At 36.8% G+C, this 17,029-nt stretch carries 19 protein-coding genes; 7 read left to right on the plus strand and 12 right to left on the minus strand.

Annotation, left to right across the window (positions count from 1 at the left end; genetic code table 11):
- Positions 1-33: 33 nt before the first annotated feature.
- On the plus strand, positions 34-711 hold the full coding sequence (locus tag BHF70_RS05080) for a Crp/Fnr family transcriptional regulator (RefSeq protein WP_075759249.1): 678 nt from the start codon (positions 34-36) through the stop codon (positions 709-711).
- On the opposite strand, the gene sfsA is transcribed toward BHF70_RS05080, so the two are convergent.
- Positions 685-1,392, minus strand: coding sequence for a DNA/RNA nuclease SfsA (sfsA, locus tag BHF70_RS05085; protein ID WP_075759250.1), 708 nt, complete (start codon positions 1,390-1,392; stop codon positions 685-687). The genes BHF70_RS05080 and sfsA overlap by 27 nt on opposite strands.
- 30 nt (positions 1,393-1,422) lie before the next feature.
- Entirely contained in the window at positions 1,423-2,451 is a 1,029-nt protein-coding gene (locus BHF70_RS05090) for a threonine aldolase family protein (RefSeq protein WP_075759251.1), read from the minus strand.
- Positions 2,452-2,625: 174 nt separating this feature from the next.
- On the opposite strand from BHF70_RS05090, the gene BHF70_RS05095 reads away from it, so the two are divergent.
- Together BHF70_RS05095 and BHF70_RS05100 are read left to right on the plus strand one after the other, a co-directional pair.
- Positions 2,626-3,390 carry an ABC transporter ATP-binding protein gene (locus tag BHF70_RS05095; protein ID WP_075759252.1) on the plus strand — a complete coding sequence of 255 codons (765 nt, stop codon included), beginning with the start codon at positions 2,626-2,628 and terminating at the stop codon, positions 3,388-3,390.
- Positions 3,380-4,180, plus strand: coding sequence for an ABC transporter permease (locus BHF70_RS05100; protein ID WP_075759253.1), 801 nt, complete (start codon positions 3,380-3,382; stop codon positions 4,178-4,180). Before BHF70_RS05095 ends, BHF70_RS05100 begins: the two co-directional genes overlap by 11 nt.
- A gap of 298 nt (positions 4,181-4,478) precedes the next feature.
- Here the strand turns inward: BHF70_RS05100 and BHF70_RS05105 are convergent, their stop codons facing one another.
- From BHF70_RS05105 to BHF70_RS05125, 5 genes are all read right to left on the minus strand, one after another.
- The gene (locus BHF70_RS05105; protein WP_075759254.1) at positions 4,479-4,871 is read right to left on the minus strand and encodes an arsenate reductase ArsC; all 393 of its coding nucleotides are present in this window, start codon (positions 4,869-4,871) and stop codon (positions 4,479-4,481) included.
- Between the two features lie 50 nt (positions 4,872-4,921).
- Positions 4,922-5,218, minus strand: coding sequence for a thioredoxin family protein (locus BHF70_RS05110; protein WP_075759255.1), 297 nt, complete (start codon positions 5,216-5,218; stop codon positions 4,922-4,924).
- A 21-nt stretch (positions 5,219-5,239) separates the two neighbouring features.
- Entirely contained in the window at positions 5,240-6,247 is a 1,008-nt protein-coding gene (locus BHF70_RS05115) for a permease (RefSeq protein ID WP_075759256.1), read from the minus strand.
- 86 nt (positions 6,248-6,333) lie between these two features.
- A complete protein-coding gene (locus tag BHF70_RS05120; protein ID WP_075759257.1) occupies positions 6,334-6,642 on the minus strand; it encodes an ArsR/SmtB family transcription factor in 309 nt (102 codons plus the stop codon).
- Between the two features lie 165 nt (positions 6,643-6,807).
- Positions 6,808-7,113 carry a TIGR04076 family protein gene (locus tag BHF70_RS05125; RefSeq protein WP_075759258.1) on the minus strand — a complete coding sequence of 102 codons (306 nt, stop codon included), beginning with the start codon at positions 7,111-7,113 and terminating at the stop codon, positions 6,808-6,810.
- A gap of 427 nt (positions 7,114-7,540) precedes the next feature.
- Between BHF70_RS05125 and BHF70_RS05130 the strand changes: the two genes are divergently transcribed.
- Positions 7,541-8,974, plus strand: coding sequence for an alanine/glycine:cation symporter family protein (locus BHF70_RS05130; RefSeq protein ID WP_075759259.1), 1,434 nt, complete (start codon positions 7,541-7,543; stop codon positions 8,972-8,974).
- Between the two features lie 199 nt (positions 8,975-9,173).
- Here the strand turns inward: BHF70_RS05130 and BHF70_RS05135 are convergent, their stop codons facing one another.
- The gene (locus BHF70_RS05135) at positions 9,174-10,529 is read right to left on the minus strand and encodes a citrate/2-methylcitrate synthase (protein ID WP_075759260.1); all 1,356 of its coding nucleotides are present in this window, start codon (positions 10,527-10,529) and stop codon (positions 9,174-9,176) included.
- A 136-nt stretch (positions 10,530-10,665) separates the two neighbouring features.
- On the opposite strand from BHF70_RS05135, the gene BHF70_RS05140 reads away from it, so the two are divergent.
- Genes BHF70_RS05140 through BHF70_RS05150 form a run of 3 tightly spaced genes read left to right on the plus strand, consistent with a single transcriptional unit; the run spans position 10,666 to position 12,774 of the window.
- A complete protein-coding gene (locus BHF70_RS05140; RefSeq protein ID WP_075759261.1) occupies positions 10,666-11,088 on the plus strand; it encodes a MarR family winged helix-turn-helix transcriptional regulator in 423 nt (140 codons plus the stop codon).
- 55 nt (positions 11,089-11,143) lie between these two features.
- Positions 11,144-12,004: a PHP domain-containing protein gene (locus BHF70_RS05145; protein ID WP_075759262.1), complete on the plus strand. Its 861-nt coding sequence runs from the start codon at positions 11,144-11,146 to the stop codon at positions 12,002-12,004.
- Positions 12,001-12,774 carry a Cof-type HAD-IIB family hydrolase gene (locus BHF70_RS05150; RefSeq protein ID WP_075759263.1) on the plus strand — a complete coding sequence of 258 codons (774 nt, stop codon included), beginning with the start codon at positions 12,001-12,003 and terminating at the stop codon, positions 12,772-12,774. The genes BHF70_RS05145 and BHF70_RS05150 overlap by 4 nt, the downstream gene beginning before the upstream one ends.
- Positions 12,775-12,796: 22 nt before the next feature.
- Here the strand turns inward: BHF70_RS05150 and BHF70_RS05155 are convergent, their stop codons facing one another.
- Genes BHF70_RS05155 through amrA form a run of 4 tightly spaced genes read right to left on the minus strand, consistent with a single transcriptional unit; the run spans position 12,797 to position 16,966 of the window.
- Positions 12,797-14,197 carry an NAD(P)/FAD-dependent oxidoreductase gene (locus BHF70_RS05155; RefSeq protein WP_075760530.1) on the minus strand — a complete coding sequence of 467 codons (1,401 nt, stop codon included), beginning with the start codon at positions 14,195-14,197 and terminating at the stop codon, positions 12,797-12,799.
- A 5-nt stretch (positions 14,198-14,202) separates the two neighbouring features.
- Positions 14,203-15,042 (minus strand): GNAT family N-acetyltransferase, encoded by an 840-nt coding sequence (locus BHF70_RS12850; protein WP_075759264.1) that lies wholly within the window; start codon positions 15,040-15,042, stop codon positions 14,203-14,205.
- Positions 15,039-15,572 carry a GNAT family N-acetyltransferase gene (locus BHF70_RS05165; protein WP_075759265.1) on the minus strand — a complete coding sequence of 178 codons (534 nt, stop codon included), beginning with the start codon at positions 15,570-15,572 and terminating at the stop codon, positions 15,039-15,041. Before BHF70_RS05165 ends, BHF70_RS12850 begins: the two co-directional genes overlap by 4 nt.
- 5 nt (positions 15,573-15,577) lie before the next feature.
- Complete coding sequence (amrA, locus tag BHF70_RS05170) at positions 15,578-16,966, minus strand: AmmeMemoRadiSam system protein A (RefSeq protein WP_075759266.1); 1,389 nt, start codon at positions 16,964-16,966, stop codon at positions 15,578-15,580.
- Positions 16,967-17,029: the final 63 nt, after the last annotated feature.

The following is a 17,029-nucleotide window of genomic DNA, read 5'->3' on the forward strand; positions in this document are numbered from 1 at the left end:
CATATGTTACCAATCTAAGAAAAGGTGAAAAAAATGGAAATAAAAGATACTCTGTTATTCCAAAATCTAAATACAGATGAGATTCAGCGAGTTCTTCATTGTTCCAGTGCAAAGCTGCTGGCTTTTGAAAAAAATGAAGAAATTATATCTCCAGAAGATCAGCCAAAAGTCATCTATTTAATTTTAAAAGGGAAAGTCATCCTGGAACAATTTAATTATATGGGAAAACCAATGAATATTGAATACCGCATGCCGGGGGAATTATTTGCTCAGGAAGACCTTTTTCTTGACAAAAATACCTTTGAATATTCCGTTCGAACAACCGAACCCTGCCAGATATTAACCGCAAATAAAAATTTCTTTTTCCAGACCTGTGAAAAAAGCTGTGAACACCACAGTAAAATTATTTATAACATGCTCCATATTTTTGCTTTGGAAAACCAGCAGAAACAACAGCGTCTTGAATTGCTGACCTGCGGGGATCTGGAACAGCGGATTGCCCGCTATCTTATGGAAGTCAGCAACGGAAATCCCTTTGTTGATTTATCCATGAACCGCAATGAACTGTCGGCATATTTAAATGTCACAAGACCATCTCTTTCCCGAACTTTATCTTCCATGCAGGAACAAAATATCATTCAGATTCATGGTCGAAACCAGATTGAAATTTTAGATTTTGAAAACTTACATGCCATGATTGACGGTCTGTGATTCTAAACAGATCGGGACCGGCTGGTCAATGACCAGCTGATCTTCTTCCACCTGACAATCCATGGCAAGAATATGAACACCTGCTTTTTCTGCCCTCCGCAATGTATCACCAAAGGCTTTATGAGTACGATCATTTGGTTCAAAAACATGTACACCTTTCATCTGGATCACAAATACAATATAGGCATCATACCCTTCTTCTTTGGCTTTCATCAGCTCTTCTATATGCTTAATTCCTCTCTCTGTGGGTGCATCCGGAAATCGAGCCACCCCCTCTTCCTCAAGTGTTACCCCTTTCACTTCCAGATAAGCTTTCTTCCCATCACCTTCCAAATAAAAATCAAAACGGGAATTCCCATATTTCTGTTCTGCCTTTACAAGATCAGGACTTTTATAGATTCCTCCATCCATAAGCCATTCTCCAACCACCTGATTGGGTGCCTGAGAATCCATATTAACCATTCTGTTCCCCTTCATGACTCCAATTAACGAAAAACGGGTTTTCCGATTGGGATTATCATGCTCCTGCAGAAATATTTTCGTCCCCGGAACCAGCAGCTCCCTGCATCTTCCAGTATTCTTTACATGGGCCTTTTCTTCTTTCCCGTCAATTTCCACTATTGCAATAAATCGATTTGGACGGCTGATAAATTTCCCTTCTGTCATTCTTTCATATTTCATAGTGAAAACTCCTTTTACCGACTACTTTTGCTAATCTATTATATCAAACAATTCCTCAATATTTTCTTTCTTTGTTGCCCAGCTTGTTGCAAAACGTACAACTGTATGATTATCATCCTGCTTTTCCCAAAAACTGAATTTTATCTTTTCCTGAAGCTTTTTCATTTCTTTATTATCCAGAATAATAAATTGCTGATTGGTTGGTGAATTCAAATAAAATGTATAACCTCTGTCTGCAAACCCTTTCTTTAATAACTCTGCCATGTCAATAGCATGTCTGCTGATTTTAAAATAAAGATCATCTGTAAACAATGTATCAAACTGAACCCCAAGAAGTCTTCCTTTTGCCAGCAGAGCTCCATGCTGTTTTACAATAGTCATAAAATACTGTGGTGTATTATTTTTTGTAAAGACCACTGCTTCTCCACATAAAGCACCTACTTTTGTTCCTCCAATATAGAAAACATCACATAATTGTGCAATCATTGGCAATGTTACATCGGTTTCACTGCTCATTAGTCCATATCCAAGCCGAGCTCCATCTAAATAAAGCGGAATCTTATATTCACGACAAATTCCTGAAATAGCTTTCAATTCATCTGCGGTATACAATGTACCATATTCTGTTGGATGAGAAATGTATACCATCCCTGGAAATACCATATGTTCATGATTCTCATCATTCCAGAACATACTCAAATAAGATTTTAAATCTTCTGCTTTTATCTTCCCATTATATTCCGGTATTTCTAACACTTTATGTCCTGTATATTCAATAGCTCCAGCCTCATGAACGTTTATATGTCCTGTCTTTGCCGAAATCACACCTTCATAGGGCTTTAAAAGACTATCAATTACTATTTCATTAGTCTGGGTCCCGCCTACCATAAAAAAAATATCCGCTTCAGGACATTCACATAATTCTTGAATCTTTTTTTTTGCACTTTCACAATATGGATCACTTCCATATCCGGATACCTGTTCCATATTTGTTTCCACAAAACGTTCTAATATTTTCTCATGAGCTCCTTCTGTATAATCACTTTCAAAGGATAACATATTAAATTCCTCCTTTTATTCTATTACCTTTTCCTTCAATTATACAAAAGTCTCACAATTGAAACAATTGAAAGTTCGTGACTCACTCAGGAATCAGCTCACATCTGATATACCTCTTTCACATTTTCTATTTATTTACATAAACTATCTTATGATAACTTTTTGGAGAATGCCATGGCCACTGCTCTATCAGTAAATCACGTTTCTTACGCATATCACTCTTTGCAGCAGGAAACACTTGCTCTTCTTGACGTTTCCTTTCAAATAGAATCCGGAGAATTTGTATCTGTTGTTGGTCCAAGCGGATGTGGCAAATCAACACTTTTGCATTTGATTGCCAGACTCCTTCCTTTAAAAACAGGAGAAATTTTTATTAATGGCTATCCTTTGACTATCTCTAAAGAGAAGGTTGGATATATGCTTCAGCAAGATCAGCTTCTTCCATGGAAAACAATTTATGAAAATGTCATTCTTGGATTAAAAATACAGAAAATTCATAATCCAGATATTCTGGAGAAGGTAGACGGACTGCTATCGGCCTATGGGCTCAATGATTTTCGTAATTCCTATCCAAGTCAGTTATCCGGAGGAATGCGTCAGCGTGCTGCACTTATAAGAACGCTGGCACTGTCTCCCAATCTTCTTTTACTTGATGAACCATTTTCTGCTCTTGACTATCAGACACGTTTAAATGTTTCCAATGATATCGCCTGTATACTAAAAAAGGAGAAAAAAACCGCCCTGTTAGTAACTCATGACCTGTCAGAAGCAATCAGTATGTCAGATCGTGTTATCGTTCTCTCCAAAAGACCTGGAACAATTAAGGCAATTGTTCCGATTAAACTTTCCTGTAAAGAAAAAACCCCGCAGAATGCCAGAAATTCTGTAGAGTTTAAAGATTATTTTAATTTGTTATGGAGTGAAATCAATGAAACCTGAAATATCAAGGGAACAACAATTGTATATTCAAAAAATACAAAAGGAAAAATACTGGGTTCTTGTTACCCAGATATCACTTTTGCTACTGTTTCTTTTTCTGTGGGAATTTTCTGTGGATGAAGGTTATCTAAACGGTTTTATTTTCAGCAGCCCCAGCCGGATTATTCAATGCTTTTATTCCATGACAAAAGATCACAGTATCTTTTTCCATGTTGGTATAACTTTACTGGAAACCATGATTAGTTTTTTTCTCATTATGTTTCTGACCCTTGCCTTTGCCATTCTTCTATGGTGGTTTCAAATCCTTGCAGATATTCTAGAACCTTATCTGGTAGTTTTAAACAGTCTTCCGAAATCTGCCCTTGCTCCCATATTAATCGTATGGCTGGGAAATAATATGAAAACCATTATTATTACCTCTATTTCCATTGCAGTATTTGGCAGTATCCTGAATTTATACAATGGCTTTATGAAGGTTGATCCCCAACGGCTTATGCTTATCCGAACTTTAGGCGGAACTAAAACAGACTGTCTTCGATTGGCTGTTATCCCGAGCTGTATACCTTTGTTTATAAGTCTTATGAAAGTCAGTATTGGATTATCTTTAGTTGGTGTCATTATTGGAGAATTTTTAGCCGCCCGAGCCGGACTGGGCTATCTAATTATTTATGGAAGTCAGGTATTTAAAATGGATTGGGTTATGATGTCAATTATCATTCTATGTCTGATTGCCATGCTCCTTTATAAACTTTTACACATTTTAGAAAAATATGCCGTAAAAAATATGTAGAACATCAAAAAGCCCCACCGTTTTCCGATGGGACTTTTACTTTTATGAAAAGAGAGGATTAAAATTAAAGACTCGCGGAGCGTATATCAGATGGGGGATTGAAACCCGCCACTGATACATAATTGTTGCTCACCGCCTACAGAGGCGGGAGTCATCCCTCATCTGATATATATGAAAAACTATGTCTTTATTATACCTGATTCTTCTCCCGATTCAATTTACTCCCTGTAAACTTTTCTAAACAAAATATAAAATCATTCCAGATATTTTCAAACATTAAACAATTCATGTTGCTTTGTCATTCAACTAATTTTTTTATATTTTTCTCTATCTGCTGTATTACCTGAAAAAATGTTTCATCATCTTGTCCTGTCGGATCAGGTAATCCCCAATCATCATCAAATGGTCTTCCAATAAAAGGACATCTTACTCCGCATCCCATGGAAATTGCGATATCAGGTTCGGGTATGTCTGAAATAAGTTTATTGTATTGTCCGTTCTGTTCCATATCAATCCCATATGTTTCTTTCATAATGCGTACGGCATCTTGATTAATTTCCGATTTTATCTCTGTTCCTGCAGAATAGAACTCAAAATAATCTCCCAGATAGTAATTACCTAAAGCCTCTGCTATCTGACTTCTGCAGGAATTATGTGTACAGATAAAAGCCACCTTTTGTTTATTATTCATTTTTAACCATCCTCTCGTATTAGTTACCACCTTTCCAATCACAGCATGACCTAATATCCTAACTTATGAAGCAGTTTTTCCACATCATTAGCCTTTAACACTTTCCCCATGGAAGCTACTTTATCGTTTACAATCAGTGCAGGCATAGACATAACACCATAAGACATAATTGTTTCCATATCTGTGATATACTCCACTTCCATATTAAGCTGCATAGCTGATACAGCAGCTTTTGTATTTTCAAGCAAAGCGTGGCATGATTTACATCCAAAACCAAGTACCTTTAAGCTGGTTAGTGTCGCTTTTGTTTCTTCCTCTTTTTTCTTTTCTGATCTAAATAAACCCATCTTAAAATCCTCCGTTTAATTTCATATTAAAATTCCTTGTATTAAATTAAAGAAATAGCCTACAAGGATAATTCCCACTGTACAAATTGCAATAAATATTCCAATTAGTTTCGGTTTTACTGCTTTTTTCAGCATAATCATAGATGGCAGTGAGAGTGTTGTAACCCCCATCATAAACGACAACACAACACCCAGCCTGGCTCCTTTTGCAAGTAAAGCTTCTGCAATCGGAATACATCCAAAAATATCTGCATACATAGGAACACCTGCAACTGTTGCAATAATGACACCCAATGGATTACCTGTTCCTAAAAATCTTACAATAATATCCTCTGGTATCCAGTTATGAATAAATGCACCAATCAGCACACCAATCAATACATAAGGAGTAACCTTTTTGACGGTATCTAATACTTGATTCCATGCAAATTTCACTCTATCCCTCTTTATTAATTTTTCCTGCGGAACATCTATAGAATGTCCATTACGAATAAATTCTTCTACTTGACTTTTCAAATGCAGCCGCTCAATTAAAGTGCCTCCGGTAACTGCAATGACAAGTCCAACGATTACATATACAATTGCTACCTTTGCTCCAAAAATACTCATTAAAAGAACAAGAGAGCCTAAATCCACCATTGGAGAAGATATTAAAAAAGAAAAAGTAACTCCTAATGGCAGTCCTGCACTTGTAAAGCCCATAAAAAGCGGAATTGATGAGCAGGAGCAAAATGGAGTTACTGTTCCAAGTAATGCAGCAGCTATATTTGCCCATATTCCATGAAATCTCCCTATAATCTTTTTTGTTCTCTCTGGTGGAAAATAGCTTTGAATATATGAGATTATAAAAATCAACATTCCAAGCAAAACCATAATTTTAATACAGTCATAAATAAAAAAATGAATAGAACCACCTATTTTCTCATTTGTATTCAGTCCCAACTGATTAAGACCAAGCTCAATCAGCCCCTTTAACCATTCCATTCCAAGAATATCATCTTGAAAAAAAGACCAGATACTCTTTATCATTTCATCTTCTCCTTATACATTTAATTATATGCATATTTAAATATATCGATTTGTATTTCAAATGCAATCGCACCATAAAGGCTATATTATTCTTTACAGCACGACTTTTCGTTTTGGATTGATTTCTTTCCTTTGATTTTTGCAAGGTACTCAATCAGTTGTGAAATACCATCATCTGCTATCCTATAGTGTGTCCACCTGCCTTCCTTCCAGCACTCCACAACACCAGAATCACAAAGTATCTTCATATGATGAGAAAGTGTTGGTTGGCTGATTTTCATCTCATCAAGCAGATTACAGGCACATCGTTCACTGCCCATTAACAGTTCAATAATCTGTATTCTATTTTCGTCTCCTAGAGCCTTAAACATATTAGCAATTTGTTTCTGTATCACATTATCACCTCATATTCATGTTTATCTATTTGTCATTATATCATTATATTTACATATGTCAATATAAAGGTAGAGGTTGCAATAAATATAAATTATGCTTGTATATTATCTTCTCGTGCCAGACATGTGATATACTCTGTTCAGATATGCCTGTGTTACTGGTACCTATTCATCTATAGTTTCCAGCAAAAAGCTAACTGGTCGAAACCCATCATTACAGGATATCATTGCAGACTTTTTATTCTTCATCCAGCCATCATAAAAATTCTCTCCACCATGAGCAAGCGTCATAACAAATGCTGAGATACTATCCCATGCACTATCGCAAAAGCCCTCTGGTTTCTGCCATCCATCGGCAATAAATACCTGTCCCTCTTTCATGTCACAGGCATGTTCCATTGGATTTTCATATTTTTCCATTAGATCTGTATAACAGGCTATTTTCATAACAGTAATTCTTACTTTCTTCATATAGTTAATCTCCATAAATTAGTTGTATATTAATTTTTTTGTCTATTAAATATCTATCTCCATGTAATTATAAAAAATTTATTCCTTCATTACAATTATATGTAACCAAGAAAACGTCAAAAAGTCCCACCGTTTTCCGATGGGACTTTTGCTTTTATGAAAAGAGAGGATTAAAAATATATGAAAAACTATGTTTTTATTATACCCGATTCCTGTCCTTATTCAATTTACTTCCTATAAACTTTTCTAAAGAAAAAATAAAATTATATAAAGAAAATTTTGTATATCTTATAATTTTCTTATTGACAATTAGAAATGAAGGGCGTAGAATAAAAACCAATTTAAAGCGTAAAAAGACAAAGGGGTCTTATCCTTGTTTCTTTTTACGCTTTTTCTTTTAAAAATTATTATCACGGAGGGAATTTATATGGATACTTTGAATTTAATCGTCCAACAGATTGACAGTTTTGTCTGGGGACCTGTTATGCTGGTTCTTTTAGTTGGAACTGGAATCTTTTTAACCATTCGAACCCGCTTTGCTGCATGGCGAAATCTTGGATACGCATTACATAGCGTTCTTAGTAAAGAAGCACGTACCACAAAAAGAGGAAGCGGTGACGTTTCTCCTTTTTCAGCCTTAATGACTGCTTTGGCAGCAACCATTGGTACCGGTAACATTATCGGTGTTGCAACTGCCATGTTTGCAGGTGGTCCTGGTGCGTTGGTATGGATGTGGATTTCCGCATGTTTTGGATTGACATCAAAATTCAGTGAATGTATGCTGGCAATTAAATACAGAACAGTAAATGAAAAAGGTGAAATGTCTGGTGGTCCTATGTATACCATGCGCAATGGACTGAAGAATAAAACCTTTGGAAAAATTCTTGGATTTTTATTTGCCTTATTTACCGTCCTTGCTTCTTTTGGAATTGGTAACATGACACAGGCAAACTCAATTTCCGGTTCTGTAAAAGAAATCTTTGGTATTTCTACTAACATTACAGGAATCATAATTACAATATTAGCTTTAGTTATTATTTTAGGTGGTATTACAAGTATTTCCAGAATTTCTTCTGTTGTTGTTCCTGGAATGGCTATTTTCTACGTAATTGCCGGATTAATTGTTATTATCATGAACATAACCAATCTTCCAGCTGGTCTGGCTCAGATCTTTATTATGGCTTTCCATCCACAGGCCGTAGGTGGTGGTGTTGTTGGTGTCATTACTGTCACTGTTATGAATTCTGTTCGTTATGGTGTTGCCCGTGGAGTATTCTCCAACGAAGCCGGTTTAGGTTCTGCAGCTATTACTGCAGCAGCTGCAACAACAGATGATCCGGTTCGTCAGGGATATATTAATATGACCGGTACTTTTTTCGATACCATTGTAGTATGTAGTATTACAGGTCTTGCAATTGCTTCTTCCGGTGTACTTGGAACTGTTGACGGTACTGGTGCCGCACTGGAAGGTGTACAGCTTACCATGGCAGCATTCTCAAGTGTACTTGGACCTCTTGGAAAATATCTGGTAGGTATCGGTATTATTTTATTTGCATTTTCTACCATTCTTGGCTGGGAATACCATGGCGAAAAGGCTTTTGAATATTTATTCCAGAGTCACAAATATAACATCATTTACCGTGTATTTTTCTCTCTGATTGTTTACGTAGGTGCTACACAGACTCTTGAGCTTGTTTGGAACTTATCTGATATCATGAATGCATTAATGGCAATTCCAAACTTAATCTGTATGCTGATTATGAGTAAAGAAATTGCTCAGGAAGTCGAACGTTTCCAGCCTATTATCGAAAAAGAAAAGGCTGCCGCAAAGATTCGCAATCGGGCAAATGTCGAAGCATAAATACACCTCAAATTCAAGACTCGCTCGCGAGTCTTGGCGCGGAGCGTATATCAGATGGGGGATTGAAACCCGCCACTGATACATAATTGTTGCTCACCGCCTACAGAGGCGGGAGTCATCCCTCATCTGATATATCATATCTAAAAAGTGGACTGTCAAAATTGACAATCCACTTTTTTATTATAAAAATTATATAATACTACCGGTTTTCTAACTCTGTATACTCTTTGTTCTGTAATACACTCTGATATGCAGGCCGGATAATCTTGTCCACATTTGTTAGTTCTTCTAAACGATGGGCACTCCATCCTACGATTCTTGCCATAGCAAAAATTGGCGTAAACAGTTCTAATGGAATATCCAGCATACTATAAACAAATCCACTATAAAAATCTACATTGGCACTTACCCCTTTATAGATTTTTCTTTCTTCTGCAATCACTTCCGGTGCCAGCTGTTCAATCATGGAATAAAGTTTAAAGTCTTTTTCCCTTCCTTTTTCCACTGCCAGTTTTTCTACAAACCCTTTAAAAATCTGTGCTCTTGGATCTGAAATACTATAAACAGCATGTCCCATACCATAAATCAATCCTTTTTTATCAAATACTTCTTTATGCAACAGCTTTTTTAAATATTCCCGTACCTGATTTTCATCTGTAATATCGTTTACATTCTGTCTCAGATCCTGCATCATTTCCACAACTTTAATATTAGCGCCTCCATGCTTTGGTCCTTTTAGTGAAGACAATGCTGCTGCAATAACAGAGTAGGTATCTGATCCGGCAGAGGTTATCACATGAGTGGTAAAGGTAGAATTATTTCCTCCTCCATGCTCCATATGAAGCACTAATGCAATATCTAATACTTTTGCTTCCAGTTCCGTATATTTTTTATCCGGACGAAGCATTCGCAAAATATTCTCAGCCATAGTACAATTTCCATCTGGCCGGTGAATGTAAAGGCTGTCATCATTTTCATAATGATTGTAGGCCTGATATCCATAGACCGCAAGCATTGGAAATACACTGATCAGCATCAGACATTGACGCAATACATTTTCCATAGAAATATCAGATGCTTTATCATCATAGGATGCAAGCGTTAAAATACTCTTGGTCATTGAATTCATTATATCTTTACTTGGTGCTTTTAATATAACGTCTCGTGTAAAATTTTTCGGCAAAGTCATGCTACCTGCAAGTACCTGCCTGAACTCTTCCAATTGCTTCTCATCGGGCAACGTTCCAAACAACAGCAGATATGTTACTTCCTCAAAACCATATCTTTCGCCCTTTAGAAATCCCCTGACAAGATCATTTATGTCATATCCTCTATAAAATAATTTTCCCTGACAAGGTACTTTCTTCCCGTTGACAACTTTATTTGACTGAATGCATGAAATATTGGTAAGCCCTGCCAGGACCCCCACTCCATCTACATCTCGAAGTCCTCTCTTAACTCCAAGTTCAGTAAATAAATTTTTATCAATTTCACAGTTTTCTCGGCAGATGTTTGCCTGATTTTTCATATATTGTTCCATTCTTTCTGTTTCCATTCTGCTTCCTCCTAACTGTTTTATTTGATATTTATCAACAAACATTCTACATGAATATTTGATTTTTGTCAAATATTGACCTTTAGCAACAACATGCTATAATAGAAAAGATATGAAAAATGGAGGATACACTATTATGAAAGATATTTCTGCACTTTTTGAAATATTTCCAATCTGCCAACGTATTTTAATGAATACTGTTGTCTTACATGATACACAATTTACAAAAACACAACTGTTTATTTTATACACTTTGTCTGCCAAGGGAAGCGTAAATATGTCCGAAATTGCATCCTATATTGCATCATCCAAAGAACAGGCAACCCGTGCAGTAGCTCCTTTGGTAAAACAAGGGTATGTAGCCCGTTTTCACAATGAATCCAACCGTAAAAAAGTTTACATTCGTCTTACAGACCAAGGCTATGACGTCATAAAACAGGAAAAAGGACTAATCAAAGATTTCCTTGCCAATAAATTAAATTCTCTCTCAGAAGAAGACCTTGAAATACTCCGCGAGTCTCTATCAAACCTTTTGAAAGTTTTAAGAAAACTCGAATAAGCTGTAATTTTATGCTATACTTAGCTTAATTCAAAAAAGTTATTGGAGGATTCATATGAAAGCTGATTTACATTGTCACACTGTCCTGTCTGATGGAGCCATGGATCTGGATTCACTGCTTCGCTATGCAAAACGAATTGGTCTGGATTATATTGCCATTGCGGATCATTCATCTACACATTCTATTCCTGTTGCCATAGAGCTTGGAAAAGAACTTGATTTACATACAATTCCTGCAGTGGAAATACCTGCCAATCACAAAGAAACATCTATTAATGTCCATCTTCTTTGCTATTATCCAGTAGACACAAAACGTCTTCAAAAACATTTGAACAAAGATTTATCCGCATTTTCTGATTCAGTTACACGTTCCTACAAAGCTCTGATGGACAAATACCCTGTCACAATGGACCAGCTCTACGAAGCATCTAGACAAAGTACCGGTATATATTATACTCATATTATGCAGGTTTTATCTCTGATGGGATACACAGCAACTCCCATTGGTGAATTGCACAACGAACTATTCCATTCTGGAAGTCCTTACAAATTTCCTAATAAATATATGGACGCCAAAGAAGCCGTTGAATTAATCCGATCCTGCGGAGGTGTTGTAGTACTGGCACATCCCGGTCAATACAAAAATCCAATGCTGATGGAAATGATGATAGAAGAAAATATGATTGACGGTATAGAAATCAATCACCCAAGAAATGATAAAAAAACAATGGATCAGATTCGTGCTTTATGTAAGGAACATGATTTGTTTATGACTGGAGGAACAGATTTCCACGGTCTCTACACAAAAACACCGTATCCTTTAGGATCTTTCCTCTGTCCTGAAGAAGAACTGGAACGATTAATCGATGCTGGAAAAAAAGCCAATAAAGCATTTTATGAAAAGAGGAAATCATGACAAAGAAACTTATTTTTTTTGATGTAGATGGAACTTTAGTAGACCCTGCAACAGGTCAGATACCTGACAGCACTTTAACCACACTGGAAGAATTACAAAAACGTGATCATCTCATCTGTATTGCTACAGGACGTCCTCTTTTCCACCCGGAAAATCCGAAATTTTTCTCAACAATTTCCTGGGATGGATATATCTGCTGTAACGGACTTGCTGTTTACAACAACAAAAAGGAACCTGTTTCCCTTCATGCAATGACTTCAAAGTCCATTGAACAATGTATCCAGGTTACACAACAAAACAACTTTAATTTACTTTTTGAAGAAGAACATAATTTTTATCTTCTGAATGACCAATTGGAATATGTGGAAGAGACCCAGCGTTTTCTGAACCAAACCATTCCTCCTTTGGGAACATATAACGACCAGGATATTTACGGATTGATGGTCTATGCTCCAAAAGGATATGATTACAAAGAATATTTTTCCATTGATGGAATCGATGTTTTTCCCGGACAGTCTGCCTATGCAGATATTGTGAAAGTCGGTGCAAACAAATACTCTGGAATTTCTGAATTGATGGATTACTATGGTTATTCGTCCTATATTGCTTTTGGAGATTCCAACAACGATCTGGAAATGCTTGAAAACGCAGATCTTTCCATTTGTTTAGGACAAGGTTCCAAGGAGGCAAAGTCTGTCAGCAAATATATCACAACACCTGTTGATCAAGATGGTATTTATCTTGCTTGTAAATATTTTAAACTTATTTAAAAAAGAGGCACAGGCCTCTTTTTTAATTCATCTTTTTCAAAATGCTCTTAGCTACACTTAAACCATTGGCAGATGCCTGTTGCAGTCCTCTCGTGACTGAAGCCCCATCACCAATAGCCCGTAATCCTTGAATATTTGTTTCAAAATCGTCATTCACCAAAATTTTATTGGAGTAAAATTTAACTTCTACTCCATAAAGCAATGTTTCATCACTGGCCATTCCCGGAGTAACCTGATCCAGTGCATATATCATTTCTTCAATATCTTTCATAATTCGATACGGAAAAACCAGTGATAAATCCCCTGGTACTGCATCTTTCAAAGTTGGAGTTATATTATTTCGAACCAACCGCTCTTCTGTCGTTCTTCTTCCTCTTACAAAATCTCCAAAACGCTGCACAAGAATTTTTCCATCACATAGCATATTAGACAACTGGGCAATATGTTTTCCATACTGAATCGGTTCTTTAAACGGCTTGGTAAAATTTTTAGAAACCAGCAAAGCAAAATTGGTATTTTTCGTCTTATAGGATTCTGCCTTATATGCATGTCCATTTACAACTGCAAGTCCATTTTCATAATACTCTGTTGCCACTTCACCTGACGGATTACTGCAAAATACCCTGACTTTATCATCAAATGTCGGTGTGTAGTACACAAGCTTTGCTTCGTAAAGGCTTCTGTTTAGTTCCTCCATAATTTCATCCCGAACTTCAACACGAACACCTACGTCAACTGTTCCTACCTGAGTTTCAATATTATATTTTCTGCAGATATCACTTAACCATTCAGAACCTTCTCGTCCAACAGCGGCAACGATTTCGTTGGCATAATATATCTCATCCTGATCTGTAATAACAGCTTTTGCCTGTCCCTCTTCAATCATGATATCCCGCACCATTGTATTAAATTCCATTTCAACGCCCTGTTCCTGCAAATGATGCTGAAGTCGGGAATAAATCTTATACCCCTCTTCTGTTCCCAGATGACGGATTGGACATTCAATCAGCTTAAGATTTGCCCGAATGGCTTTTTTTCGTATTCTAGCTATTTCTTCCTCTTCATCAATTCCATATACTTTTGTATCTGCACCAAATTTCAAATAGATATCATCAGACTCTTTCAAAAGTTCAACGGTTTTGTCGTATCCCAGTATTTCCGGAAGATTTCCTCCTACATCTGGCGATAATGATAATTTCCCATCAGAAAACGCTCCTGCTCCTGCAAATCCTGTTGTTATGGAACAAGGTTTACAGCTGACGCACACTTTTGTATCTCGTTTCGGACATTTTCTCTGTTCAATTCTTCTTCCTTTTTCAATCATCAGGATTTTAATTCCCGGACGGTTTTTCACCAATTCATAAGCACAAAATATAGCAGAAGGACCTGCTCCAATTAAAATAACATCATATTTTTTCTGCATAAGAATCACCTCGTCTTATCTTCCTGAATTTTCATTTTTATAATCGGACGTTCTTTTCCCTGTCCATCATATTCATTACAGTCGTATTCTTCAAATCCCATATGGCGATAAAAACCTGCTGCCAGTGGATTTTGTTCATTAACATCAACAAATGTCAGGTGATCATTGGAAAACAGATACTCCATCATCTGTCTTCCATATCCACAGCCTCTCCAATCTGGATCAAGAAACAGCATTTCCAGTTTATTTTCTTTCATTCCAGCAAATCCTAAGCTAACTCCGTTTGAGTCTGTCAGAATATATAGTCTTGGAATTTCTTCCAGACTGGTTAAAACGAAAGGTTTTAATTCCCTGATATCCTCCTTTGATAAAAATGCATGGGTTGCCCATACAGATTTCTCCCATATTTTTAAGAGGTTTTCAATTAATGCTGTTGATCTGTTCCCTGCAGAAGTATCTCTGATAATAACGGGTTTGGTTGTATTTATACTATATCCATATAACTTTAGCATTTCCAAAGCCCTCTGAAAATGCTCTTCTTTGGTAAAGATATAATCTGTATTATAGGTGGATACTGCATAAATGCCAATTTGTGCTTCTGCAAGAATTCCTGTTATCTGTGACAATATTCCAACCAGTGAAAAATCCAGCTTTCCTTCTATTCGAAATCCCTTCCAGCCTTTGTCACACTCCAGACAGTCATTTGGTAAACAATCTATTGAACAAACCAATGATAATTCTTCATCTGTCTTCCCGATAAAACAATATTCATCTGAAAAATCAATCTCATTTATGTCCCTGATTTTGCATATAGCAAACTCATTCTCCAGTATTTTCAATTTCATTGATTTTCACTTCCTTTCCCAAATAACTGTTTCCTCATGATAATTCTTGGAAGACCTCCGTATTTTAATTTTTCCATAGCTTCTTCATATCCCATAGCAAGCAGATTTCCTCTGCTGTAGCGGTTTTCCGGGTGAACTGTTGCCAGAGCATACCGGTATATTCTTCCTTCAAGCCACTTTTCTGCCTCATAAAGTAATTTCCTTTGAAGTCCCATTCCTCTTGCTTCAGGTCTTACAATAGCTGACTCCATCAATACTGTTAATTCTCTTTCCTTTTTAGAAAAGCCTAGATCAAATCCCAGATTTTCCTCGTCTTCACCTGGTATATCCACAATGAGAAAACCCATAATCTTATTTTGTCCACAGGCTTTTAAAGTTATCCCATTTTCTCCTAAATGCCTTTTTACATATTCCCTGTTATCTTCCACAAACCAATCTGGGTTCTCCACTGTATCTCTGGCAGTAGTCATCATCTCCATGATTTCATCCAGATCCTCCATTTCTGCCACTGTAATATTTATGTCCATCATTACAATCACCTATGCCTTATGACTTCAAATCGCTCCATTTTTACATTTTCATCATCTTCTGCAATTCCTGCTTTTTGTCTGGTTACCTCTATCTGCTGTTCAATGGTATCAATACCTTCCAGGTTTGGAAGCAGTAACCCTCGTTTTACACCTTTTGTTAAGATTAATCCATATTTCTTCACATCCAGCTGTTCTTTCGATGTGATTTCCTCTGGTTCTCCAAGAACATCTACACTATATTCAATCTGACTTAGTTCATCCGCTCTAACTTCTGGAAATCTTGGATCTTTGTATCCTGCACTCACTGCATTTTGTATGATTTCTTCCGCAATAGAATCAGTTGTAGAACAAATGGTTCCAATACAGCCCCTCAGTCTTCCGTTTTTCTTTAAAGATACAAAAACTCCTGCTTTATGATCCATCATTTCATCTGGCAGTCCTTCCGGAACAGAAATAAGTGTTCTTCCAGTCATATATTCTTCCAGAGATTTCCTTGCCAGTTTAACAAATTCATCCTCTTCCTGCTTTTGTTTCTCCAGTCTTTCCCGCTGACATTCCATATACTTTTCCCGGAAATTCCGGTTTGTATCGTCACCATTTGGACGGTATGCACAGATTCCATATCCGACACCAAACGGTCCTTCATAGGATAATTTTTCTGTATCCACAGCTGTCTGGTCCAATGCACCTGCCATAATCAAAAATGCTCTCTGTCCGCACTCCCCAGCTTTCTGACAAAATTCTTCTGATAACCCGAACAGTTCACCAAAATCTGCCATTCCCATAATTTTCATGATTTTCTGATCATAAACCGGTCCCTCTTCTGCAAATCCATATGGTCCGTCTTCCTTTAATCTATGAGATAAATCTCCACTGGCAATTACCACTGTTCGTCGTCCCAAACGTAATGCTGTTTCTTTTATATATTCACCTAGCTGATAGTGCTCTGCAAAGGATAATCCTGATAATCCAATTCTCACAGTTTTATAGCCACTGTATATCTGATTAATAAAGTACAGCGGTATCATAAATGCATGATCCAGCCTTCTGTCTCGCTCTCCCAGTGTTCCTGCCATAAAATCATGTTCATCTGCCTCAAGGCTTAATTCCTGCACAAAAGGAACATCATAATCCACATGTATTTTCACATCTGGTGCACGAAACTGTCCAAAATCCCCATCTGCACCGGTTCCTGGTGAAATATGAAAATAATCACCATACATAACAGAATGAGGTGTCGCAATCACAATAGTTTCAGGCTTTAAAGCTGCAATTTTCCCAGCTACTTTTTTATATGCTGCCACAGTATCGCTTATTTTCTGCTGCTCTCCACATCCAACCTCAGGTATAATCAATGGAGGATGCGGAACCATAAATGCTCCTACAATTGCCATATATCATCCAACCTTTCTCATCATTTTCTATTTATATTTCTATTTTTATCGTATCATAAACCT

The sequence above is a fragment of the Anaerostipes sp. 494a genome, from assembly GCF_001940315.1.
Taxonomy (GTDB): domain Bacteria; phylum Bacillota; class Clostridia; order Lachnospirales; family Lachnospiraceae; genus Anaerostipes; species Anaerostipes faecalis.

What these genes read in the sequence shown, in the direction of transcription:
- BHF70_RS05080 (WP_075759249.1), top strand. Translation starts at nt 34, where the DNA reads ATGGAAATAAAAGATACTCTGTTATTCCAAAATCTAAATACAGATGAG.
- sfsA (WP_075759250.1), bottom strand. Translation starts at nt 1,392, where the DNA reads ATGAAATATGAAAGAATGACAGAAGGGAAATTTATCAGCCGTCCAAAT.
- BHF70_RS05090 (WP_075759251.1), bottom strand. Translation starts at nt 2,451, where the DNA reads ATGTTATCCTTTGAAAGTGATTATACAGAAGGAGCTCATGAGAAAATA.
- BHF70_RS05095 (WP_075759252.1), top strand. Translation starts at nt 2,626, where the DNA reads ATGGCCACTGCTCTATCAGTAAATCACGTTTCTTACGCATATCACTCT.
- BHF70_RS05100 (WP_075759253.1), top strand. Translation starts at nt 3,380, where the DNA reads ATGAAACCTGAAATATCAAGGGAACAACAATTGTATATTCAAAAAATA.
- BHF70_RS05105 (WP_075759254.1), bottom strand. Translation starts at nt 4,871, where the DNA reads ATGAATAATAAACAAAAGGTGGCTTTTATCTGTACACATAATTCCTGC.
- BHF70_RS05110 (WP_075759255.1), bottom strand. Translation starts at nt 5,218, where the DNA reads ATGGGTTTATTTAGATCAGAAAAGAAAAAAGAGGAAGAAACAAAAGCG.
- BHF70_RS05115 (WP_075759256.1), bottom strand. Translation starts at nt 6,247, where the DNA reads ATGATAAAGAGTATCTGGTCTTTTTTTCAAGATGATATTCTTGGAATG.
- BHF70_RS05125 (WP_075759258.1), bottom strand. Translation starts at nt 7,113, where the DNA reads ATGAAGAAAGTAAGAATTACTGTTATGAAAATAGCCTGTTATACAGAT.
- BHF70_RS05130 (WP_075759259.1), top strand. Translation starts at nt 7,541, where the DNA reads ATGGATACTTTGAATTTAATCGTCCAACAGATTGACAGTTTTGTCTGG.
- BHF70_RS05135 (WP_075759260.1), bottom strand. Translation starts at nt 10,529, where the DNA reads ATGGAAACAGAAAGAATGGAACAATATATGAAAAATCAGGCAAACATC.
- BHF70_RS05140 (WP_075759261.1), top strand. Translation starts at nt 10,666, where the DNA reads ATGAAAGATATTTCTGCACTTTTTGAAATATTTCCAATCTGCCAACGT.
- BHF70_RS05145 (WP_075759262.1), top strand. Translation starts at nt 11,144, where the DNA reads ATGAAAGCTGATTTACATTGTCACACTGTCCTGTCTGATGGAGCCATG.
- BHF70_RS05150 (WP_075759263.1), top strand. Translation starts at nt 12,001, where the DNA reads ATGACAAAGAAACTTATTTTTTTTGATGTAGATGGAACTTTAGTAGAC.
- BHF70_RS05155 (WP_075760530.1), bottom strand. Translation starts at nt 14,197, where the DNA reads ATGCAGAAAAAATATGATGTTATTTTAATTGGAGCAGGTCCTTCTGCT.
- BHF70_RS12850 (WP_075759264.1), bottom strand. Translation starts at nt 15,042, where the DNA reads ATGAAATTGAAAATACTGGAGAATGAGTTTGCTATATGCAAAATCAGG.
- BHF70_RS05165 (WP_075759265.1), bottom strand. Translation starts at nt 15,572, where the DNA reads ATGATGGACATAAATATTACAGTGGCAGAAATGGAGGATCTGGATGAA.
- amrA (WP_075759266.1), bottom strand. Translation starts at nt 16,966, where the DNA reads ATGGCAATTGTAGGAGCATTTATGGTTCCGCATCCTCCATTGATTATA.